Raw genomic sequence first — 20,856 nt, 5'->3', positions numbered from 1 at the left:
TCAGTCGTGATCCTTGCTCGGCGGCAGGGCCGGGCCGGCCGGCAGCGGCGTCACGCCTTGCGGCTGCACCAGGCTCAGGGTCGTCACGAACATGGCCTTGTCATAGGCTTGCGTGCCGCGCTGGCCGGCCGTCTTGTCCGTGTGCTGCACTTCCAGCACATAGGTGCCCTTCCATGGCAGCGGGAAGCTGACCAGGCCTTGTGCATCGCTCCACGCTTCCTTGCCCCAGCCCGATTGCACCACGGCGTTGACCTTGGCTTGCGCCAGCGGCTTGCCCTGGTAGCTGACCTGGAACTGGCCTGGTTTGCCGGTCGGCACCAGGTCGAGGGTCAGCGCGGGTGCTTGCGCCTTGCTATCGGCGATCAGGCGCGCGGCCGGGACCCACACGGTGCGCGTGCTCTTGCCATCCTTTTTCTCTTCCCACGACGGGTAGTTGTCTTCCTCGACGATGATGCTTTCGCCGGCACCCACCTTGCCATTCAGGATGAAGGCGCCGGCCGTCTTGCTCGCCTGCAGCGGCTGCGTGCCCTTGGCCGACACCCATGTCACGTTCTTGATGCTGAACTTGTCCAGCAGGCCGGGCGACGCCTCGCGCAGGTTGTCGCCGAACTCGCCGAAGTACACGCTGGCCGCCTTGCCGTCCTGCTGCAGCCAGATCTGGTGCGCGCTGGCCGTGCCGGAAACGAGGGCCGCGCCCAGCAGGGCGGCAGCGAGGGCGCCGAGGCGCGCGATGGAGGTGATGTGCATGGTGTATCCCTTATCTTCTTATGTGAAATGGACAAAGCGGCCGCGCTCCCGGGGGACAGCGGCCTGCGATGCATCAGTACTGGTAGCGCAGGTTCAGTGCCACGTTGCGCGGTTCGCCGTAATAGCCGCCGTTATAGAAACCCACGCGGCGGAAATACGTCTTGTCGAACAGGTTGTTGACATTCAGGCTGGCCGACAGTTTCGGGCTGATCTGATAGCGCGCCATCAGGTTGGCCAGCACGTAGCTGCCCTGGCTGACCCGGATCTTGCTTTTGTTCGGCAGGGTGGCCGTCGTCCAGATCTCGTTCTGCCAGTTCAAGCCGCCGCCGATGGTGAGATTTTGCAGCTCGCCCGGCAGGCGGTAGGTGGTCGAGACGCGCAGCATGTTGGTCGGCTGGATGGTGTTGGTCACCACGCCCTTGCCCGTCTTCGACTTGCTGTGCGTGTAGCCGGCGAACAGCTGCCAGCCGCTCAAGGGGCTGCCCGACACTTCCGCCTCGTAACCCTTGCTTTTCGTGCCCTTGCCCGTCGAGATATAGGGACGGCTGCCGTCCGGCAGCACGAAGGTCAGCGGCACCGATTTGTCTTCCTCGCCCAGGTTGTCCTGCTTGGCTTCATACACGGCAAACGAGGCATTCACGGCGCCGTCGAAGAATTCGCTCTTCACGCCCGCTTCCACATTGCTGCCCGTGATCGGGTCGAGGAAGGCGTTGTTCTTGTCCTTCAGGTTTTGCGGCTTGAACAGGTCCGTGTAGCTGGCGTACAGCGAGGTACTCTTGCTGACATCGAGCACCACGCCCGCGTACGGCGTGACGACATCGTCCGTCTTGTAGGCGGAGCTGCGTTTCACAAAACGGCCCTGGGTATCGTAGCGGTCGTTATATGTTTCCCATTTGGAGACGCGCGCGCCGGCCAGTACCTTGAAACTGTCCGTGACATTGATGCGCGTGGCGATGAAGGCGCCGGACTGCTTGGTGGTGGCGACGTCGCGCGCGCCAGTGCGCGTGAGCGCCGGCTCGGGCACGTCGCCGGTCCAGTTGCGGAAGTCGGGGATGGTGGTGGCGAATGGCAGCGGATCGGGCAGCAAGGTTTCATTCGTCGTGCCGGTGCGCTTCCAGCCGTTCACGCCCAGCACCAGGTCGTGCTGGCGGCCGAACAGGGGGAAGGTGCCGTTGGCCGACAGGTCGAAGTTGTCCTGCTTTTCATCGTAGGGGAAGGCGCCGCTCCAGACTTCCAGGCCGCTGCCGTCGCGTTTCGGATAGCCGCTGCCGCCGTAGAACAGCTTGCCGTTCGAAGAGCTGTCCAGGCGTCCGTAGGCGGCCTTGATTTTCCAGTCGTTGGCAAAGCGGTGTTCGAGGTAGACGTATTTGTTTTCGAATGCGCGCTCCCAGCTGCTCCACTTGGCCGCCATGTTGAACGAGCGGGGCATGTTGGCCGGCGTGCCGTCCGAGAAGAACAGGGGCGTGGTGCCCCAGCTCGTGCCTTTCGGTGTGTTCTTTTGATAGTCGATGCCGGCCGTCAGCAACGTTGCAGGCGTCAGATCCGCCTCGACGATGACGGCGCCCACCAGCTTGCGTTCCTTGTACAGGTCCATGTAGGAATGGCGGTTCTGGCCTGCCACCACGACGCGCCCGCGGATGCTGCCGTCCGCATTCAGCGGCGCGCTGATGTCGCCTTCGAGCCGGACCTTGCTCCAGGAACCCACGGTCAGGCCGGCCGAGGCGGCAAACTCCTTGCCGGGACGCTTGTGCATCATGTTGATGGTGGCCGATGGGTCGCCATTGCCGCTGACCAGGCCCGTGGCGCCGCGCACGATCTCGATGCGGTCATAGATGGCCGTGTCGAACAGCGCATTGCTGCCTGAATTGACGGCCACGCCATCGATCTGGTAATTGCCGATGGAAAAGCCGCGCGCCGAAAAGCTCGTGCGTTCGCTGTCGTTTTCCTGCACCGTCACGCCCGTCGACTGCACCAGCACCTCGGCCAGGCTGTTCAGGCCCATGTCGTCCATGCGCTGGCGCGTCACCACGGAAATCGATTGCGGCGTTTCGCGGATCGACAGGCCCATGCGGGTTGCCGTGGCCATCTGTTTGGTGGTGTAGGAACCCGTGTGCTCGGTCGATGCCTTGTCTTGCTGGCCCACTACCTTGATCTCGCTCAGAGTGGCTTCATCGGGCTTGGCGGGTGCCTCCGCAGCCAGGGCCGCGCCGGCGCCCAGCGCTGCCGTCAGCAATGCGGAATGCACGGCGATGGCCAGCGGACGCATGGCGACATTGGAAACTGGTGGGGAAAACGGGCCGGCAACCATGCCGGCCAGCGAACGTGCTCGCGCCATGAAACATCCTTCTTCTCGTGTGCCCGCCGTCGAGCGGCTGGCGTTTTTGGTATGGGAGGCTTGCTTGGCGGTGGTGCCTGGCTGGCGCAGCGTGTCATCCAGCCGCGCATCAGTCAGGCGACTGTGCGCAAACTCGGGTGGGAGTCTAAATGTGAATGAGAACTATTCTTATTATAGTGCGGGGTTGCGAGACATGCAAGAGAGCGATGTGGTAATGAAGCCGCAGCGATGCCGTCAACGCGCACGGCCGCCCCATTGCTGGCGGCGGCCGTGCATGCGCAGGAGCGCGGGCGTTTACAGCTGGCCGCGCAGGGTCAGCATGGCGTTGCGCGGTTCGCCATAGAAGTTGGAGCCATAGGCGGCCCACACGCGCGTGTAGTATTTTTTGTCGAACAGGTTGTTCACCGTCAGCGACAGCTCCAGTGTGGGACTGAGGCGGTAGCCAGCCTGCAAGCCCACCGTGGTGACGGGTCCCTGCTCGAATTTCACTGGCCCGTTCAGGCGGTACATGCTGCTGACGCTGCGCAAGCCGCCGCCCACGCTGACTTTATCGAGCGCGCCGGCGAGCCGGTAATTGGTCCACAGATTGACATTGTGGCGCGGCGCGATGAAGGAATACAGCTGTGCCTTCTGGTCGTCGCTGCCTTCGAGGGTGCGCGTGCTGGTGTAGGAATAGCCGCCCGTGATGTTCCAGCCGGGCAGGGGACTGCCGCTCAGCTCGGCTTCCATGCCCTGGCTGCGCATCTTGCCGGCGCCGATGGAGAGCAGCGGGTTGGCCGGGTCGGGCATGACGCGGTTCTCGTCTTCCATGCGGAACAGGGCCGCATGCGCGTTGACGTTCTTGTCGAACAGCTCCGCCTTCAGCCCCAGCTCGAACTGCTGGCCCGTGCGCGGTTTCAGCGTCTGACCGGCAGCGTCCGTGGTGGATTGGGGCGAGAAGATGCGCGTGTAGCTGCCGTAGGCCGACACCTGCTTGTCGAGCTCGTAGACCAGGCCCGCATACGGCGTGAACTTGGCCTTGATGGTGTTGCTGACATCGGTGAACTGGTTGAAATACGCGTTGCGGTTGACGGTATGGTTGTCCCAGTGCGTCAGGCGCCCGCCCAGGTTGACGGCCAGGCGCTCGGTCGCTTGCAGGCGGGTGCGCGCGTACAGGCCGAACTGTTTGGTGCGGTTGTCATTGCCGTTGGAAAAGGTATAGCTGGGCCGCGCGATATTGTTATCGGGATGAAAGATGTTGATCGGCGCATTGTCTCCGCCGCCATACTGGAAATTCTTGTGCACCTGGCGGTAGTCGGCGCCCACGATCAGGTCGTGGCTGCGGCCAAATGCCTGGAATGGCGTGGCCAGGTAAGCGTCCAGGCCCTGCGTCTTCCAGTGGCTGCGGTAGGTCCAGCTGACCAGGCAGCTGTCGCCCGTGACGGGATCGGCGGAACAGTCGGACCAGCCGAAATTGCGCGACGGTTCATCCTGCTCGCGGTACAGGGCGGTCGCCTTGAACTGGCCGCCGTTCGCCAGTTTATGATCGAGTTCGGCAAAGTATTCGGTGACCTTTTCCGTGATGTGGTTCCAGGCCGGGTCGAGATAGGTGGAGCGGGGCACGTCGAGCAGGCGCCCGTCTTCATACGCGGGCAGGCCGAAGGCGGGACGGCCCTTGTATTGCTGGTGGGTGACGCCGCCCGTCAGCACGGTGCCTGGCGCCACGTCGATGGCAACAGTGCCGTACAACAGCGGTTTTTCCGCATACACATGGTCGACGAAGGAGCGCCGGTGTTCATACGCGGCCACCAGGCGGCCGCGCACCTTGCCATCCGCGCTCAGGGGGCCCGTGACGTCCGCTTCTGCGTAGTAGCGGTCCCAGGAACCTGCGCTGAGCACGCCGCTGGCGGCAAAGGTGTCGCGCGCGCGCTTGCGCACCAGGTTGATGGTGCCGCCCGGGTCGCCCGCGCCCTGGAACAGGCCGGCGGGGCCGCGCAGCACTTCCACCCGGTCATAGATGGCCAGTCCGAAGCCGGCCGACAGGTCGTTGCCCGTGCTGGCCGGCGTCATCACGCCATCGACCTGCACCGAGTCAAGCGCATAGCCGCGCGAATAAAAGTTGCCGTGGTTGCCGCCCGTGCTGCTGGCCTCGACGGTGATGCCCGTCACGCCGCGCATGGCGTCATCCAGGCTCAGCAAATTCTGGTCATTCAACTGCTGGCGCGTCAGCACGGAGACGGATTGGGGAATTTCGCGCAGGCTTTGCTGGCCCTTGCCGATGCTGACCGCTTGCGCCGCGTATGACTTGGTCAGCTCGCTGTCGATCACTGCCTCCTGGCGCGCGCTGACGGTAATTTCCGCCAGGGTCGCCACCTTGCCCGTGGCGGCGGGGGCGGAGCGGATGATGACGCTGTTGCCATCGATGCTGGCAGCCAGGCCGCTGCCGGCCAGCAGACGCTCCAGGCTGTCGGCCACGCTAAGGGTGCCGCTGACGGCGGGCGCCGTCTTGCCGGCAACGAGTTCGGGCGCGAACAGCAGTTGCAGATTGGCTTGCCGCGCCAGCTCATTCAGCGCCTGGCCCAGCGGCTGGGCGGCGATGGCCAGTGTGACGGCGGGCGCCGTTTGCGCCTGTGCCAGGGAAATGGTGCCCAGGGCCAGCATGGCGGCCAGGGCGAGGGGGGCGGGTGTCAGATTGAGGCGGGGGGACCACATGTTGCATTTCTCCAGGTTAATTTATTGTCGATTAACTTGGTAGACGCGGCAGCGGGCAAAACCCTCACCTGCGAATGCGAATTATTTTCATTTGTTTTTTTTGCAGTTGCATTGCCGGCGCCTGCGCGGCGGCTTTCGGCGCCATGCCGATGGTGCTGGTGGCGCCGCTGCGCACGATCTGCACGGGCAACAGCTGCGGCAGGGCGGCGGCGAAGCGGTCGAGCTGGGTCAGGCTGAAACTGCCGCCGATGCGCAGCTGCGCCACGGCGGGATCGCGCACGACGAAGCCGGTGTCGCCATAGCGCTCGAATTCGGCCAGTGCCGCGCCCAGCGGCACATTGTCGAAGGTGACCCTGCCGTTGCGCCATGGCGCCACGCTGCCTGGGGCCAGGCTGGCAATGGCGGACAGGCGGCCGCCGGCGTCGGCGCTGACGCCCTGGCCGGCCCGCAGGTCGGCCAGGTCTTGTCCTGCGCCCGCCACGCGCACGTAACCTTGCTGCACGGCCACGCGCAGCTGGCCGTCGTGTTCGAGCGTATTGCGTACGGAAAACTGCGTGCCCACTACCGTCACTTTCAAGGGACCGCTCAGCACGTCGAAGGGCTGGCCCTGTCTGCTTTGCACCTGGAACAGCGCTTCGCCGTGCGCCAGGCGCACTTCGCGGCGCTGGCGGTACAGGGTGACGTGCAGCTGCGTGGCCGTATCGAGTTCTACCTTGCTGCCGTCGGGCAGCGAGACGGCCAGGCGCTGGCCGCGCATGGTGGCATACGACTGGCTGAACACGGCTTGCTGTTGCCACCACTGGTAGCCGCCCGCGCCCACGCTGAGCAGCAACATGGCGGCGGCCGCATACGGCAGCGCGCGCAGCCAGTGGCGGCGGGGGCGGGAGGAAGGCGCGGCGTGGGGCACTGCCCAGCGCGCGGCGACCTGCGCGGGAATCTTGCGCGCCACGCGGTGCGTGTCCCGCAGCTGCGCGTACGCTTGCGCGTGCAGCGCGTCGGCTGCCAGCCAGACGGAAAATTCGGCCTGTTGCTGTGCATCGAGGTTGCCGCGTCGGCTGAACCAGCTTGCTGCGGCCAGCGCCACGCCGTCCTGCGTGGCGGCAAAGTCGGCGTACTCGCGCAAGTCCGCCTCGTCCTGCGCGGACGGGCCGAAATCGTAGCGGGGCGGGTGGGCGGTCATGGGCGCCATTATGTGGCTTCCCGCAAAGAATGCAACTGCGCCTGGCAACTGAGCATGCCCCGCGCGATATGTTTTTCCACCATGCTCACGGAAATGCCCATGCGCGCAGCGATCTGCGCGTGCGGCAATTCCTCGAAGACGTGCAGCACGAAGGCGTCGCGGCAGCGGGGCGGCAAGGCGTCGATGGCGGCCACGCAGGCTTGCCAGTCCTGGCTGCTTTCGAGCGCCTGCTCCGGCTGCAAGTGGCGCGGCGCGGCCGGATGCGCGGCCTCGGGCAGGGCGTCGAGCTCCTCATGCTGGCGCAGGGCGGCGCGGCGGTGATTGTCGATCAGCAGATTGCGCGCCGTGCGGTACAGCAGCGCGCGCGGTTCGCGCACGGCCGCTTCGCCCAGCACGCGCGCATAGCTTTCCTGCACCAGGTCGGCAGCAGCTTCGCGGTTGCGCAAGCTGCGCCAGCAAAAGTTCAACAGTTCTTGGTAATAGCGTGCAACCACGGCGTCCGATGTATGAGTCCGCAGCCAGGAGTGCCGCATATGAGAATGATTCTCATTATATGGCATGCCGGAGTGTAGCGCTAAGCGGCTTGGCGCACCGTGGCAGGCGTACAACGCTTTGCCGCTTGCCAGGCATGCGTTACCATCGGAAGTTAATATGGAGGCAAGATGGCTATTCAAATCATCAACACGGCGCCGGTAGCCGGCCAGCGGCCCGGTACTTCGGGCCTGCGCAAGAAGGTGGCTGTGTTCAGCCAGCCGCAGTATCTGGAAAACTTCGTGCAGAGCGTTTTTGACACGCTGGGCGACTGCCGCGGCCAGACCCTGGTGCTGGGCGGCGACGGGCGCTTTTACAACCGCGCGGCCATCCAGACGGTGCTGCGCATGGCGGCCGCGCATGGTTACGCGCGCGTGCTGCTGGGGCAGGGCGGCATCCTGTCGACGCCGGCCGTCAGCTGCGTCATCCGCAAGCATGGCGCCAGCGGCGGCATCATCCTGTCGGCCAGCCACAACCCGGGCGGCCCCGATGGCGATTTCGGCATCAAGTACAACATCGCCAATGGCGGCCCGGCGCCCGAAAAGGTCACCGAGGCCATCTACGCCTGCACGCAAGGCATCGCCGAATACCGCATCAGCGACGCTGCCGACATCGATCTCGACAAACCGGGTTCGGTGCGCATCGAGCAGATGACGGTCGAAGTGATCGATCCGGTGCAAGATTACGCGGAACTGATGCAGCAGCTGTTCGACTTCGACGCCATCCGTGCCCTGTTCGCGGGCGGCTTGCGCATCTGCTTTGACGGCATGCACGCCGTCTCCGGCCCGTATGCGACGGCCATCCTGGAAGGCATGCTGGGCGCGCCCAAGGGCAGCGTCATCAACGGCGTGCCCCTGGAAGACTTTGGCGGCGGCCATCCGGACCCGAATCCCGTCAACGCGCAGGAATTGATTTCCATCATGGCGGCCGGAGATGGTGACAATGAGGCCCCCGACTTCGGCGCCGCCTCGGATGGCGACGGCGACCGCAACATGATCGTTGGCCGGCGCTTCGACGTGACGCCATCGGACAGCCTGGCGATTTTGGCCGCGAATGCCACCGTGGCGCCCGGCTACCGCGCCGGCTTGAAGGGCATCGCCCGCTCCATGCCCACGTCGGGCGCGGCCGACCGGGTCGCTAGCGCGCTGGGCATTCCGTGCTACGAGACGCCGACGGGCTGGAAGTTCTTCGGCACCCTGCTCGACGCGGGCATGGCCACCCTGTGCGGCGAAGAAAGCTACGGCACGGGCTCGAACCACGTGCGCGAAAAGGATGGCCTGTGGGCCGTGCTGTTCTGGCTCAACCTGCTGGCAGAGAAAAAACAGTCGGTGGAAGAGATCGTGCGCGCGCACTGGGCCGCCTATGGCCGCAACTATTATTCGCGCCACGATTACGAAGACATCGACAGCGCCGGCGCGCAGCAGTTGATGGAGGCCGTGCGCGGCCAGCTGGCCGCCTTGCCGGGCCAGGTAGTCAATGGCTACACGGTGGCGCTGGCCGACGATTTCAGCTATACCGACCCCGTCGATGGCTCCGTGGCGACGCAGCAGGGCATCCGCATCGTCATGACGGACGGCGCGCGCATCGTGCTGCGCCTGTCCGGCACGGGCACCGAAGGCGCTACCCTGCGCCTGTACCTGGAGCGCTATGAAGCCGATGTCGCGCAGCACGGCATTCCGACCCAGGAAGCGCTGGCGGGACTGATCGCCGTGGCCGAGCAGGTGGCGCAGATCCGCGCGCACACGGGGCGCGATGGGCCCACCGTGACGACGTAAAAAAAGGGCGCCCGAGGGCGCCCTTCTTCATTGCGGCAGGTCAAACCGGCATCATGCTTTTGCCGGGATGACCGCCTGGCGGTAGTTATCCACCATCTTGTAGCGCTTCGCATACAGGCCGAAGGCCAGCATGGCGACGGCGGCAAAGGCGGCGAAGAAGAACATCTGGAAAGCCGTCACGCTGATGCCGCTTTCGGCGATCTTGCCGATCACGCCTTCGTTCATGACGCTGCGGTTGACGATCAGCACCCACAGGTTGCCCACCGTGGTCGACAGATTCCAGAAGCTCATGATGGCGCCCTTCATCGAGACGGGCGCCTGGCTGTAGGCAAACTCGAGTCCTGTCGCCGAGACCAGCACTTCGCCAAACGTCAGCAGGGCATATGGCAGGATCTGCCACATGATGGAGACGGCATTGCCGCTGTCGAGGGCCAGCTGCAGCAAGCCGATGACGATCCACGCCAGCGAGGAAAAGCCGATACCGGCCGTCATGCGGCGCAGGGCCGTCGCTTCCAGGCCGAAGCGGTTCAGCATCGGGTACAGCACCAGGTTGTTGAACGGGATCAGCAGCATCACCAGCATCGGGTTCAGCGCCTGCATCTGCGCCGGCAGGAACCAGCTTGGTTTTTCCATGGTGTTCGCCTGCACGATCCAGGTCGAAGCCTTCTGGTCGAACAGCGAGAAGAAGGGCGTGACGAGGGCGAAGATGACGAGGATGCGCAGCACGGCGCGCACGCCTTCGACGGCTTCGTCGGGGTGGATGCCGCGCGCGCGTTCCAGCTGCATGGCCGTGCCGATGCTGCCGAAGGCCAGCAGCAATACCAGCGCCGTACACGCGGAAATCACGAAGCCCCATTCGGGAATGCTGTAGAACGCATACAGGGCGCCGATCACGCCGACATAGGCCACGTACAGGCCGGGACGCGAACCGCCGTCGACACGCGCCAGCAGGGCCGTGCGGGCCACGCGGGTGAACGAATCGGGGTTCGGCGGTGCCGGCGGCACGTGCACGTATTTTTTGGCGCCCATCCAGAAGACGATGGTGGCGGCCAGCATCATGATGCCGGGGATGCCGAAGGCGATCGATGGACCGTATTTTTTCAGGAACAGCGGCATCAGCAGCGAGGCGAAGAAGGAGCCGAAGTTGATGATCCAGTAGAACAGGTCGAACACCAGCTTGGCCTTGTGCTTGTTGGTCTGGTCGAACTGGTCACCGACAAACGAGGCCACGAGCGGCTTGATGCCGCCGGAACCGAAGGCGATCAGGAACAGGCCGAAATAGAAGCCGTTGACGCTGTTTTCAAACAGGGCCAGGCAGGCATGGCCGGCGCAATACACAAGGCTGAGCCAGAAAATGGTGTTGTATTTGCCGAAAAAGCGGTCGGCCAGCCAGCCGCCCAGCAGCGGGAAGAAGTACACGCCGATGACGAAGGTGTGGAAGACGTGCTTGGCTTCGCCCGTGCGCTGGTCGATCGGGATCATCAGCAGCAGGGTGCTGATGAGGAATGGCGTCAGGATGTTGCGCATGCCATAAAAGCTGAAGCGTTCGCAGCCTTCGTTGGCGATGATGTACGGTATTTGCCGGGGCATCTTGCCCGTGGCGGTTTGTGTCTCGGCCGATGACATTGGCTCTCCCCAAGTTTTTTTTGTAAGCCGCGATGCTAAGGCCTGCCGCGTTTGCTTGCAACAGAAAAAACGGCCTGTCCGCTATTTCGCAGGGATTTGTAAGGTATTGATTTTCATAAAGACATTACTTTCGGCACTTGCACGCGCAGGGCGGGGCAGCAACAGCTGCATTTGCAGCATGCCATCCGATGCGGGACAGTCCTCCAGGGTAAAACCGCAAGCCAGGTACAGGGTCAACGCCGCGTGGTTGTCCTGTGCCACGGCCAGGCGCACGCGGCCCAGCTCGGGAATGGCGCAGGCATGGGCGATGGCGGCCTGCACCAGCTGCCGTCCCGCGCCGCGCCCGCGCGCCTGCGGCGCCACGTACACGCCCCACAGGCTGGCCTTGTCATGCACGACGGCGATCGGTTCGCGACGCAGGCCGGCCATGGCGATCAATTGTTCATTGTCGAAAGCGCCAAATATTATTTGGTGGGAGGTGGCGTGCAAGCGCTCGGCTATCTGTGCCAGCGGCAAGCCGCTTTCCGCCGCATGCGTGGTGCAGAAGGTGGCGGGCAGTTCGGCAATGCCGGCCAGGCGCAGCGCGCGGTAGGCGCTGGCGTCGTCGGGCGCGAGGGGGCGGACAGTGATGGCGGGCATGTGGGCGAGTATCGGGCTTTGATGCCAGAAAGTAAAGCTTGCGCTGCACCGCCAGTGTCCGTGGCCATCGCGCCGGCTTAGGGCGTTACTGCGTGGCGATGCGCTGCATGGGCGCGTTGTCCTTGCGCCATTGTTCCAGGCTGATCAGGTCGCCGCTGACGATGTCGTCGACGAGGATGCGCTTGCCGTCGGGCGTGACGACAAAGCTTTCCCAGCGGTGCGCCGCATCGGGCGTGTTTTCGAAAAAGCTCAGCTGATAGCAGGCGACGCCATCGACGAGGCGCGTCTCGGGCGACGTTTCCATCACGGCGCCGTGCGCGCGTCCGCCCGAAGCCTTTTCGATATGCGCCGACCAGGCCTTGATTTCCGGCAAAGCCATCAGCGCATCGACGGCGCGCGCGTTCTGCTCCGGCACCGCCGTCTGGCTGCTCGCGGTCGGGGCATTGTCTGCCTGCGGCGCGGATTGCTGATGCAGGTAGAAAGCACCGAGCCCGGCGGCCAGCAAGCCGGCCAGGATGCCGGCGATGATGGTGGTTTTGGAAGAAGAGGCGCGTGGCGGCATGATGGTGAGCGTGAGAAAGAGGGACGATGGCGGCCATGCTAAAGCAAAACGCACAGGCCGGCAATCGCCGGGCTTGCCAAACAGGCTTGTAAAATCAACAGGCGAAAAAAAGCCACCTTCCGTAGAAGGTGGCTTTCGGGGCCGCCGGGAGGCGCTGGCAGCTTTTGGTCTGCCAGCCCTGTCCCTGCGTATGCGGCCAGTCGCGCCGTCGCCTGCGCGACTGGCCGCCGGACATTACATCATGCCGTCCATGCCGCCCATGCCGCCCATACCACCCATGCCGCCGCCCATGCCGCCGGCTGCTTTGTCGTCAGCGATTTCGCAGACCATGCAGTCGGTCGTCAGCATCAGCGAAGCGATCGAAGCGGCGTTTTGCAGCGCCGAACGGGTCACTTTGGCTGGGTCCAGGACGCCCATTTCCACCATGTCGCCATACGTGCCGTTGGCAGCGTTGTAGCCGTAGTTGCCCGAGCCAGCCAGTACGGCTGCCACGACGACCGAAGCTTCTTCGCCAGCGTTTTGCACGATCATGCGCAGTGGCTCTTCCATTGCGCGCAGGACGATCTTGATACCAGCGTCTTGATCAGGATTGTCGCCCTTGACCGTGATGTTGGCGCGTGCGCGCAGCAGGGCTACGCCGCCGCCTGGCACGATGCCTTCTTCCACGGCAGCGCGGGTCGCGTGCAGTGCATCTTCAACGCGGGCTTTTTTCTCTTTCATTTCGACTTCGGTGGCTGCGCCAACCTTGATCACGGCAACGCCGCCAGCCAGTTTGGCGACGCGCTCTTGCAGTTTTTCACGGTCGTAGTCCGAGGTCGCTTCTTCGATCTGTACACGCACTTGTTTCACGCGTGCTTCGATCGAAGCTGCTTCGCCGGCGCCATCGATAACGATGGTGTTTTCCTTGCCCACTTCGATGCGTTTCGCTTGGCCCAGTTCGGCCAGGGTCACTTTTTCCAGGGTCAGGCCGACTTCTTCAGCGATCACTTGGCCGCCGGTCAGGACAGCGATGTCTTCCAGCATGGCTTTGCGGCGGTCGCCGAAGCCAGGTGCTTTCACTGCGCAAGTTTTCAGGATGCCGCGGATGTTGTTCACAACCAGGGTGGCCAGCGCTTCGCCTTCGATGTCTTCTGCGATGATCAGCAGTGGACGGCCAGCTTTTGCGACTTGTTCCAGTACCGGCAGCAGGTCGCGGATGTTCGAGATTTTCTTGTCGCACAGCAGGACGAATGGGCTGTCCAGCACGGCAACTTGTTTCTCCGGGTTGTTGATGAAGTATGGCGACAGGTAGCCGCGGTCGAACTGCATGCCTTCAACGATGTCCAGCTCGTCGTTCAGCGACTTGCCGTCTTCAACGGTGATGACGCCTTCCTTGCCGACTTTTTCCATCGCTTCAGCGATACGCTCGCCGATCGAGTAGTCCGAGTTTGCCGAGATCGCGCCAACCTGGGCGATTTCCTTGGTCGTGGTGCAAGGACGGGCGATTTTCGCCAGTTCTTCGACGGTGGCAGCAACTGCCTTGTCGATACCGCGCTTCAGGTCCATCGGGTTCATGCCGGCGGCAACGAACTTCATGCCTTCGCGCACGATGGCTTGTGCCAGCACGGTTGCGGTGGTGGTGCCGTCGCCGGCGTTGTCGCTGGTGCGGGAAGCAACTTCCTTGACCATTTGCGCGCCCATGTTCATGAGCTTGTCTTTGAGTTCAACTTCTTTCGCTACCGAGACACCATCCTTGGTGACGGTAGGGGCGCCGAACGAGCGCTCCAGGACCACGTTGCGGCCTTTCGGGCCCAGCGTTACTTTGACTGCGTTGGCGAGGATGTTGACGCCTTCGACCATCTTGGCGCGCGCTGCGTCGCCGAATACTACTTCTTTAGCTGCCATGTTCAATTCTCCTGAGTTTCGGGATGTATCTGTCTACAACGTGGAAACAATTACTTGACGACGATCGCCATGATGTCTTCTTCGCGCATGACCAGCAGCTCATCGCCGTCAACTTTGACGGTTTGGCCGGCGTACTTGCCGAACAGGACGCGGTCGCCCACTTTGACATCCAGAGGACGCACTTTGCCGTCGTCGAGAATCTTGCCATTGCCTACGGCAAGGACTTCGCCTTGATCCGGTTTTTCAGCAGCTGCATCAGGAATGATGAGGCCGGACGCAGTTTTGGTTTCCTGGTCGAGGCGTTTGACGATGACGCGATCGTTCAATGGGCGCAGATTCATACAAAACTCCTTAAAGTTCAATGGATAGGTGTTGCTAAATGAATACATGCCTGGCACAGCGCCAGACGTGCTTTCAGTGACCGCCGTTGAAAGCAGCCCGCAACGGTCAAGCAAACCCCATGTCATCCTGTCCTTGCCTGTATCCGGCAGTGGTGCATCGCGGCGTCGCCCGCCGCGTAGCGTTCCCTGCAGTGGCCTGGCAAGCACCATCATTTCCTGAGGATTGCTACGAAAGAGTTTGTTAGCACTCTCTACTAACGAGTGCTAATTATAGGGACGGTAGGGGGCTTATTCAAGGGGAACATATAGATAGATGCTGAGCAGAGCCTGCATCTACACAGGGTTTGCGCCAGCACAAGCCTCGTTCCCGGGCGTCAGCAACAGGCGCGACTCTAGCATGCCGTTCGGAGAGGGGGCGTTCCTGTACGCATAGGAAACAGAGTTTGACTATGAAATTTGATAAGATGATTGCAATTGCATATCAATATCACCACTCGCACCAGAAAGCACGCCATGCCATTCCCGATTTCCCATCCCGCCCTGCGCCTGTTGGGCGCTACTCTCGTCGGTCTCGCCTGCCTGGGCAATGCCGCGGCGCAAACGCCCACCATCGTCGACGAGATCACCGTGGCGGCCCTGACGCCGCTGGAAAAGGAAATGTTGCTCAATGACTTGTTCAACGATTTGAACAAGGATGACGACGACCAGGAAGCCCATGTGTGGGACAACGGCGGCGACAGCGGCGTGCTGGTGAAAGTCACATATAACTTCAGCAACTCCGGCATGACGGAACACAGCTTGAAGGCGCACGTGTGCCGCGACCTGAAATTCGTCGTCACCGCGGGCGACAAGTCGCAGGACCTGAGCCGCCGCACTTGTTCGCAGAACAGCGGACGCTGGGATGTGCAGGGCAAGGACCCGGCGCCCGTCGTGTATCCGCCATTCCTGTCCGACGTCACCATCGCCAAGCTCAATGCCAGGGAACAGAAAGCGCTGCTGACGGCCGCCGTGCGCACCTTGAAAGATGAAGAGGATGGCAAGACGCGCCAGTGGAGCAACAAGGGCCTGGGCAATGCGGTGCCGCTGGCAGTGCGCCTGACGCCCTCGGGTACGGACGCCAAGCCTGGCAGTTATCGCAGTACTTGCCGCGACTTGACGATGGTTCTTGACGGCAAGGGCGGACAACAGACGCTGACGCGCCGCTCTTGCGAAAACCGCTATGGCGGACTCGATATCGAACCCGATTACGTCGACGAGTAAAACGCTGCCATCGCGGCGCCGGCAGATGCGCGCACTTGGCGAAAAGCGCCGGAAAAAGCGTGTATTGTCCGCCAACTGCCCTGCATTGATGTAAATATGTGTGACAGCGGCGTGATTCGATTGACGCCCATGGAGCGTCCGCCCTATAGTGGCGGGATGATTTCCGAATTCAACGAATTATCCGACAAAATAGGCCTGCTGGCCGAAATGACCCATGCGCTGCGCCGTGAAAACGCGCAACTGCGCAAGGACAATGCCGCGCTGGCCGCCGAGAACTCCCTGTATGTGCAGCGCATGCGCGAGGCGCAGGAGCGGGTGGAAGCTTTGCTGGAAAAAATTCCCGAACTGGTGCAAGCCGGCCTGGAGCAAGCCGCTTCGGAAGCGGGCGCCTATAGTGCCGAGAACGAGAAGGAAGCGTAATGCCGCGTGTCGATGTCAATATCATGGGCCAGTCCTACAGCATGGTGTGCCGCGACGGCGAAGAGCGCGCGCTGCGCGAAGCGGCGATCTATCTCGATAGCAAAATGAAAGCCATCCGCGACGCGGGCAAGGTCAAGGGCAACGACCGCATCGCCGTGCTGGCCGCCCTGGGCGTGGCCGCGGAATTCCTCTCCGTGAAGTCGCCGCAAGGTCCGCTGTCGGAATTGACGATACTGGAAGTGAAGCAGAAAATCTCGGCCATGCACACTGTCCTGGATAGCGCTCTGACGCCCCAGGAAAACCTTTTTTAAACATCGAATCAAACCTGCTGCGCGTCGCGCATTGCGGCCTGCGATGCTCGCTGTGCTTTAGCACAGCTGCGCTTCTTAGCCACAATTCATCGCCGCTCGCTACGGTTTTATTCGGTGTTATTAATTGGTTTTTAAGCGGATACGGTACGATTTGTCTTTGCGATGCGCGATCAAAGGAGTAAACTTGGGTCTACCCTGCGGTGTTCGCGATTGCCATATATTCCTTGAACCATTTATGCGCATCGGTTGCGAATTTTGTTTGATGGGAGTGAGCGTCGCTCGTTCGACGAACCCGAAATTGAACTAACGTGACCACCTTGAACCGTTTGGTTCGGGATGCCGGCATAGCGGCACAGGCGGGGCCCAATTTGCAGTACCAAGAAAACGGTTGCAGCATCGATGCGCAACCGTTTTTTTACGCCTGTTGCTTTTGATAGGGAGTGAATATGAAACAATATTGGCTGATGAAATCCGAACCCGATGAAGTGAGCATCGACGACCTCATGGCGGCGCCCAAACACACCATGCCGTGGTTCGGTGTGCGCAACTACCAGGCGCGCAACTTCATGCGCGATGGCATGCAACCGGGCGATGGCGTGCTGTTCTATCACTCGAGCTGCCCGCAGCCGGGCGTGGCGGGCGTGGCCGAAGTGGCCAGCGGCGCGTATCCCGATCACAGCCAGTTTGAAGAGGGCGGAAAATATTTCGATGCCAAGGCCACGCAAGAACAGCCGCGCTGGATCAGCGTCGACGTGCGCGGCGTCAGGAAGACGGCGCTGCTGCCCCTGTCCGAGATGCGCCAGATGCCGGAACTGGAAGACATGCTGCTGCTCAAGAAAGGCAGCCGTCTGTCCATCACGCCCGTGACGCCGGCGCAATGGAAAGTCATTACCGGCAAGCTGACAGGCTAGCCTTCGACCCGGTTACGGCCATTCTGCTTGGCCCGGTACAGGGCCTGGTCGGCGGCGGCGAGCAATTGTTCCGGCGTCTGTCCTGCGTCATTCAGCGACAGGCCGATGCTGGCCGTCACCAGGCCGCCGCGCGACGGCGCGTGGACGATGGCGGCCGCGGCAATCGCTTCCTGCATCTTGTGCGCCACGGCCAGTGCACCCGCGCCATCGGTGGCGGGCAGGATGGCGGCAAACTCCTCTCCGCCGAAGCGGGCCGCCAGGTCGCTGGCGCGCGGCAGCGCCGAATGCAGGGCGGCCGCGATCTGCTGCAGGCAGGCGTCGCCATACGGGTGGCCGAAGGTATCGTTGAGGCTTTTGAAGAAGTCGATATCGATGATCAGCAGCGCCAGCGGTTGATTGTTGCGCGCGGCGCGCTGCCACTCCAACTGCAGGGTCTGGTCGAAGCAGCGCCGGTTGGCGATGCCCGTCAAGCCATCCGTCAGCGACAGCTTTTCCAGTTTGTCGTGGGCTTCGCGCAAAGCCCGTTCGCTTTGCATGTAGCGGCTTTGCAGGGTGGCCGAGCGCAGCGCGTGGACCGTCAGCGCGACGAACAGGGCGCTGGCCGCCAGGTAGAAATGCTCGCGCAGCACGACGAATCCCAGTCCCAGCAGGGCTGCCGTGAAGAAGATGGGGCTGAAGTTGTCAATCAGCAAGGTCAACGGCCTCGGCGGCCGTGCTTCTTCCTCGCCCGGCTGCACGCGCATGGCCAGCACCGCCAGCAGCAGGAAAGGCAGGCTGGGCAGTACCTCGCTGGGACCGGCTTCGGCCAGCGCATGCAGGGTCAGGTAATTATAGGCGCCCGCGCAGGCGGCGTAGCACCACAGGAACACGCTGAGCAGCAGGTAGAAACGCCCTTGTGCGCCATCGCGGCGGTGCGCCAGCAGGCGCAGCGACGCGCAACAGGCCAGGACGAGGTTTTCCACGTTGTACGTCGTCACCAGCAGGCTGGCGGGTATCGGCGCGATCGAGCGCTGGTCGAAGGGCGAGACGGAAAAGATGGCCGTATAGGTCAGGTAAGCTGCCAGCAGCACTTGCACGGCGTCCAGCCATTGCAGGGTGCGCGAAGGGTGGCGGTCGCTGACGGAGGAAATGGCCAGCAGCAAGGGCGCGCCATACATGAAATAGGCAAAATCGGAGAAATACGTCGTGTCGGACGCCACATGGCCGCTCAGGTCTTGCCAGGCGGACAACGCCATGCCTACGCTCCAGAACAGCATGGCGGCCGCAAACAGGCCCCAGCCCGTGCGCACGACGCCGGGGGGGCTCAGGCTGGCGTTGCGGCAGCAGGCGGCCAGCGCCAGCAGTGGCGCCATCACGCCGAACAGGTAGCTTACGGCGGGACCGCGTGTCCCTGCCCAAGCCGTCAAGGCCAGTTGCGCCAGCACGTAGCCGCCCGCCAGCGCCAGCCAGAATGTCGTGGTCTTCCTCGCATACTGCATGGATGGGACTCCCCGCTCGAATTGCCAACACAGCATGATTGCACGCCCTGCTCTTGCTGCAGGGTAAAGCGATCATTGCGCTATCGCAAGCGAAGATTCATTCCGCAAGGAAATTATGCTGCTTTGAGGGAAAGGTTGCCGGAGGAGGTGATGGCGCGCCTGCCTGGCGCGCCATCGGGGGGAACAGCGGTTTTACGTGTTGGCCGGGCGGGCCTTGGTGGGCGGCGTGCCCATTACCTGGCTTTTATACGCCCACACCAGCAGCGCGATGGCGCCGACGATCATCGGCAGGGACAGCATCTGGCCCGACGTGATCGGCACGCCCAACCACACGACTTCCCAGTCCGGCGTGCGGAAGTATTCCGTGAAGAAGCGCGCGCAGCCGTACAGCAGGGTGAACATGGCGCCGACGGCCATGCGCGGACGCTGCTTGCGCGCATACAGCCACAGGATGATGAACACCAGGATGCCGTCGACCAGCATCTGGTAGAGCGGCGACGGGTGCACGGGATACGGAATGCCTGGCCATTGCATGGCCCACGGCAGGGTTTCCGGGGCGATGCGGCCCGGCAGTTCTGCATTGATGAAGTTGCCCAGACGGCCGGCTGCGTAGCCGAGCGGCACCAGCGGCGCGATGAAGTCGAGCACATCGAACAGGTTGCGGCCCGCCTTGCGGCTCCACAGGTACATGGCCAGGATGACGCCGAGGAAGCCGCCATGGAAGGACATGCCGCCATGCCAGACCATGAAGATCTCGAGCGGATTGTGCATGAAGTATTCGGGGCGGTAGAACAGCACTTCGCCCAGGCGCCCGCCGATCACCACGCCCAGCATGCCGTAGAACAGCATGTCATCGAGGTCTTCCTTCTTCCAGCCCAGCACGGCGATATGCGGCTGCTTGATGCGCACGCGGCCCAGGATAATAAACAGGGCAAAGGCCAGCACATACATCAGGCCGTACCAGTGCACGGCGAGCGGGCCGATCTGGATGGCTATCGGGTCGGGCATCGGGTGTATCAGCATGGAGTTTCTTTCTTTGTTTAAAGCCAAGGTTGCGTAGTATGGGGGCGCTTGCGGTTCTTTGCCTTAGCGGCCACTTAATTTATCGTGCTGGCTGGCCTATCTGCTTGCGCAACAGCGCCAGAAAGCCTTGCAGCACGGCGGACGGATTGTCGCGGCGCCAGGCCAGGCCCGTTTCCACCAGCGGCGTGGCGTCCCGCAGCGGCCTGTATTCTACGCCCGGGCGCATCAGATTCGATACCGATTGTGGCACAAGCGCGATGCCCATGCCAGCCGAGACGAGGCTGACGATGGTTTGCATCTGGATCGCTTCCTGGCCGATCTGCGGCGTGATGCCGGCCGCGCGGAACACGCCGAGGATGGCATCGTGCAGGGCGGGCGAGATCGCGCGCGGGAAAATGATCAAGGGCAGGGGCGGCACGTCGCGCAGGCGCACGGCGCCCGGCGTGTTCAAGATGTCGAGGCCGGACGGCGCGGCCAGCACCAGCGGCTCGGCCAGCACGGGCAGGTAGTCGAGCGCCCCTTTGGCCTTTTCGGGCAGGGGCGGGATCAACAGGCCCGCATCCGTGCGGCCGGCCAGCAATTCGTCCAGCTGCAGGTCGGAAGTGGCCTCCTGCAACTGGATCTGTACTTGCGGATAAGCCGTCTGATACGCGCGCAGCAGCGGCGGCAGCACGCTGTAGTCGGCCGAGGAAACAAACGCCAGGCTCAATCGCCCCGCCTCGCCCTGCGCGGCCCGTTGCACCAGCGCGGGCAAATCGAACGCCTGCGCCAGCAGCCGGCGCGCCTCGGGCAGCAGGGCCGTGCCGGCCGGCGTCAGCTGCACCTCGCGGCGCGTGCGCACGAACAGGGGCGCGCCCAGCAAGTCTTCCAGGGCCATGATGGTTTGCGACAGGGGCGGTTGCGTCATGTGCAGGCGCGCGGCGGCGCGGCCGAAGTGCAATTCCTCGGCGACGGTGACGAAATAGCGCAGCTGGCGCAGTTCAAGGTTCATATGCGTTTCCATGTGGAATAAGTTCTGTGATATATAAAATGACTCACAGACACGTGCATCATATATTTGACAGTGGGGCGCGCGCAAGGCAATCTGACGTACCCCCACTGCATGCAGGGTTTTGCTGAAAATCCGGGCAGACAGGCACCAA

General features: G+C 63.0%; 18 protein-coding genes and 1 other RNA gene. 6 read left to right on the top strand and 13 right to left on the bottom strand.

Annotated elements, in window-relative coordinates; translation table 11 throughout:
* From JAB1_RS19015 to JAB1_RS18995, 5 genes are all read right to left on the bottom strand, one after another.
* Positions 1–747 (bottom strand): DUF4198 domain-containing protein, encoded by a 747-nt coding sequence (locus JAB1_RS19015; RefSeq protein WP_070281384.1) that lies wholly within the window; start codon positions 745–747, stop codon positions 1–3.
* 73 nt (positions 748–820) lie between these two features.
* On the bottom strand, positions 821–3,082 hold the full coding sequence (locus JAB1_RS19010; RefSeq protein WP_083299814.1) for a TonB-dependent siderophore receptor: 2,262 nt from the start codon (positions 3,080–3,082) through the stop codon (positions 821–823).
* A 294-nt stretch (positions 3,083–3,376) separates the two neighbouring features.
* Positions 3,377–5,773, bottom strand: coding sequence for a TonB-dependent receptor (locus JAB1_RS19005; RefSeq protein ID WP_070281383.1), 2,397 nt, complete (start codon positions 5,771–5,773; stop codon positions 3,377–3,379).
* A 64-nt stretch (positions 5,774–5,837) separates the two neighbouring features.
* Complete coding sequence (locus JAB1_RS19000) at positions 5,838–6,962, bottom strand: FecR domain-containing protein (protein ID WP_070281382.1); 1,125 nt, start codon at positions 6,960–6,962, stop codon at positions 5,838–5,840.
* Positions 6,962–7,447, bottom strand: coding sequence for a sigma-70 family RNA polymerase sigma factor (locus JAB1_RS18995; RefSeq protein WP_170846370.1), 486 nt, complete (start codon positions 7,445–7,447; stop codon positions 6,962–6,964). Before JAB1_RS18995 ends, JAB1_RS19000 begins: the two co-directional genes overlap by 1 nt.
* Before the next feature lie 168 nt (positions 7,448–7,615).
* Here JAB1_RS18995 and JAB1_RS18990 point away from each other — a divergent pair, with 168 nt between their 5' ends.
* On the top strand, positions 7,616–9,259 hold the full coding sequence (locus tag JAB1_RS18990) for an alpha-D-glucose phosphate-specific phosphoglucomutase (RefSeq protein WP_070281381.1): 1,644 nt from the start codon (positions 7,616–7,618) through the stop codon (positions 9,257–9,259).
* Positions 9,260–9,310: 51 nt separating this feature from the next.
* Here JAB1_RS18990 and JAB1_RS18985 read toward each other — a convergent pair whose 3' ends face one another.
* From JAB1_RS18985 to groES, 5 genes are all read right to left on the bottom strand, one after another.
* Complete coding sequence (locus JAB1_RS18985; protein WP_070281380.1) at positions 9,311–10,885, bottom strand: oligopeptide:H+ symporter; 1,575 nt, start codon at positions 10,883–10,885, stop codon at positions 9,311–9,313.
* A gap of 81 nt (positions 10,886–10,966) precedes the next feature.
* Positions 10,967–11,524 (bottom strand): GNAT family N-acetyltransferase, encoded by a 558-nt coding sequence (locus JAB1_RS18980; protein ID WP_070281379.1) that lies wholly within the window; start codon positions 11,522–11,524, stop codon positions 10,967–10,969.
* Between the two features lie 85 nt (positions 11,525–11,609).
* Entirely contained in the window at positions 11,610–12,086 is a 477-nt protein-coding gene (locus tag JAB1_RS18975; protein ID WP_070281378.1) for a hypothetical protein, read from the bottom strand.
* A 234-nt stretch (positions 12,087–12,320) separates the two neighbouring features.
* Entirely contained in the window at positions 12,321–13,970 is a 1,650-nt protein-coding gene (gene groL, locus JAB1_RS18970; protein ID WP_070281377.1) for a chaperonin GroEL, read from the bottom strand.
* Positions 13,971–14,020: 50 nt separating this feature from the next.
* On the bottom strand, positions 14,021–14,311 hold the full coding sequence (groES, locus tag JAB1_RS18965; protein ID WP_010400979.1) for a co-chaperone GroES: 291 nt from the start codon (positions 14,309–14,311) through the stop codon (positions 14,021–14,023).
* A gap of 513 nt (positions 14,312–14,824) precedes the next feature.
* On the opposite strand from groES, the gene JAB1_RS18960 reads away from it, so the two are divergent.
* The 5 genes from JAB1_RS18960 to JAB1_RS18940 all read left to right on the top strand — a co-directional run bounded on the left by JAB1_RS18960 (position 14,825) and on the right by JAB1_RS18940 (position 17,213).
* On the top strand, positions 14,825–15,571 hold the full coding sequence (locus JAB1_RS18960; RefSeq protein ID WP_070281376.1) for a hypothetical protein: 747 nt from the start codon (positions 14,825–14,827) through the stop codon (positions 15,569–15,571).
* Positions 15,572–15,700: 129 nt separating this feature from the next.
* Entirely contained in the window at positions 15,701–15,991 is a 291-nt protein-coding gene (locus JAB1_RS18955; protein WP_343215998.1) for a DUF904 domain-containing protein, read from the top strand.
* The gene (locus tag JAB1_RS18950) at positions 15,991–16,302 is read left to right on the top strand and encodes a cell division protein ZapA (RefSeq protein ID WP_034747344.1); all 312 of its coding nucleotides are present in this window, start codon (positions 15,991–15,993) and stop codon (positions 16,300–16,302) included. The genes JAB1_RS18955 and JAB1_RS18950 overlap by 1 nt, the downstream gene beginning before the upstream one ends.
* 189 nt (positions 16,303–16,491) lie before the next feature.
* A non-coding RNA gene (gene ssrS / locus JAB1_RS18945) (6S RNA) lies at positions 16,492–16,669 on the top strand.
* Positions 16,670–16,748: 79 nt separating this feature from the next.
* A complete protein-coding gene (locus JAB1_RS18940) occupies positions 16,749–17,213 on the top strand; it encodes an EVE domain-containing protein (protein ID WP_070281374.1) in 465 nt (154 codons plus the stop codon).
* On the opposite strand, the gene JAB1_RS18935 is transcribed toward JAB1_RS18940, so the two are convergent.
* The 3 genes from JAB1_RS18935 to JAB1_RS18925 all read right to left on the bottom strand — a co-directional run bounded on the left by JAB1_RS18935 (position 17,210) and on the right by JAB1_RS18925 (position 20,705).
* A complete protein-coding gene (locus JAB1_RS18935; RefSeq protein ID WP_070281373.1) occupies positions 17,210–18,691 on the bottom strand; it encodes a diguanylate cyclase in 1,482 nt (493 codons plus the stop codon). The genes JAB1_RS18940 and JAB1_RS18935 overlap by 4 nt on opposite strands.
* Before the next feature lie 192 nt (positions 18,692–18,883).
* The gene (lgt, locus tag JAB1_RS18930) at positions 18,884–19,714 is read right to left on the bottom strand and encodes a prolipoprotein diacylglyceryl transferase (protein WP_034786551.1); all 831 of its coding nucleotides are present in this window, start codon (positions 19,712–19,714) and stop codon (positions 18,884–18,886) included.
* Positions 19,715–19,793: 79 nt separating this feature from the next.
* Complete coding sequence (locus tag JAB1_RS18925) at positions 19,794–20,705, bottom strand: LysR family transcriptional regulator (RefSeq protein WP_070281372.1); 912 nt, start codon at positions 20,703–20,705, stop codon at positions 19,794–19,796.
* Positions 20,706–20,856 lie beyond the last annotated feature (151 nt).

Source organism: Janthinobacterium sp. MP5059B (assembly GCF_001758645.1).
Taxonomy (GTDB): domain Bacteria; phylum Pseudomonadota; class Gammaproteobacteria; order Burkholderiales; family Burkholderiaceae_D; genus Janthinobacterium; species Janthinobacterium lividum.
Note: the sequence above shows the minus strand (reverse complement) of the source record. Positions and strands in the feature narration are given on the sequence as shown.

What these genes read in the sequence shown, in the direction of transcription:
- JAB1_RS19015 (WP_070281384.1), bottom strand. Translation starts at nt 747, where the DNA reads ATGCACATCACCTCCATCGCGCGCCTCGGCGCCCTCGCTGCCGCCCTG.
- JAB1_RS19010 (WP_083299814.1), bottom strand. Translation starts at nt 3,082, where the DNA reads ATGGCGCGAGCACGTTCGCTGGCCGGCATGGTTGCCGGCCCGTTTTCC.
- JAB1_RS19005 (WP_070281383.1), bottom strand. Translation starts at nt 5,773, where the DNA reads ATGTGGTCCCCCCGCCTCAATCTGACACCCGCCCCCCTCGCCCTGGCC.
- JAB1_RS19000 (WP_070281382.1), bottom strand. Translation starts at nt 6,962, where the DNA reads ATGGCGCCCATGACCGCCCACCCGCCCCGCTACGATTTCGGCCCGTCC.
- JAB1_RS18990 (WP_070281381.1), top strand. Translation starts at nt 7,616, where the DNA reads ATGGCTATTCAAATCATCAACACGGCGCCGGTAGCCGGCCAGCGGCCC.
- JAB1_RS18985 (WP_070281380.1), bottom strand. Translation starts at nt 10,885, where the DNA reads ATGTCATCGGCCGAGACACAAACCGCCACGGGCAAGATGCCCCGGCAA.
- JAB1_RS18980 (WP_070281379.1), bottom strand. Translation starts at nt 11,524, where the DNA reads ATGCCCGCCATCACTGTCCGCCCCCTCGCGCCCGACGACGCCAGCGCC.
- JAB1_RS18975 (WP_070281378.1), bottom strand. Translation starts at nt 12,086, where the DNA reads ATGCCGCCACGCGCCTCTTCTTCCAAAACCACCATCATCGCCGGCATC.
- groL (WP_070281377.1), bottom strand. Translation starts at nt 13,970, where the DNA reads ATGGCAGCTAAAGAAGTAGTATTCGGCGACGCAGCGCGCGCCAAGATG.
- groES (WP_010400979.1), bottom strand. Translation starts at nt 14,311, where the DNA reads ATGAATCTGCGCCCATTGAACGATCGCGTCATCGTCAAACGCCTCGAC.
- JAB1_RS18960 (WP_070281376.1), top strand. Translation starts at nt 14,825, where the DNA reads ATGCCATTCCCGATTTCCCATCCCGCCCTGCGCCTGTTGGGCGCTACT.
- JAB1_RS18955 (WP_343215998.1), top strand. Translation starts at nt 15,701, where the DNA reads ATGGAGCGTCCGCCCTATAGTGGCGGGATGATTTCCGAATTCAACGAA.
- JAB1_RS18950 (WP_034747344.1), top strand. Translation starts at nt 15,991, where the DNA reads ATGCCGCGTGTCGATGTCAATATCATGGGCCAGTCCTACAGCATGGTG.
- JAB1_RS18940 (WP_070281374.1), top strand. Translation starts at nt 16,749, where the DNA reads ATGAAACAATATTGGCTGATGAAATCCGAACCCGATGAAGTGAGCATC.
- JAB1_RS18935 (WP_070281373.1), bottom strand. Translation starts at nt 18,691, where the DNA reads ATGCAGTATGCGAGGAAGACCACGACATTCTGGCTGGCGCTGGCGGGC.
- lgt (WP_034786551.1), bottom strand. Translation starts at nt 19,714, where the DNA reads ATGCTGATACACCCGATGCCCGACCCGATAGCCATCCAGATCGGCCCG.
- JAB1_RS18925 (WP_070281372.1), bottom strand. Translation starts at nt 20,705, where the DNA reads ATGAACCTTGAACTGCGCCAGCTGCGCTATTTCGTCACCGTCGCCGAG.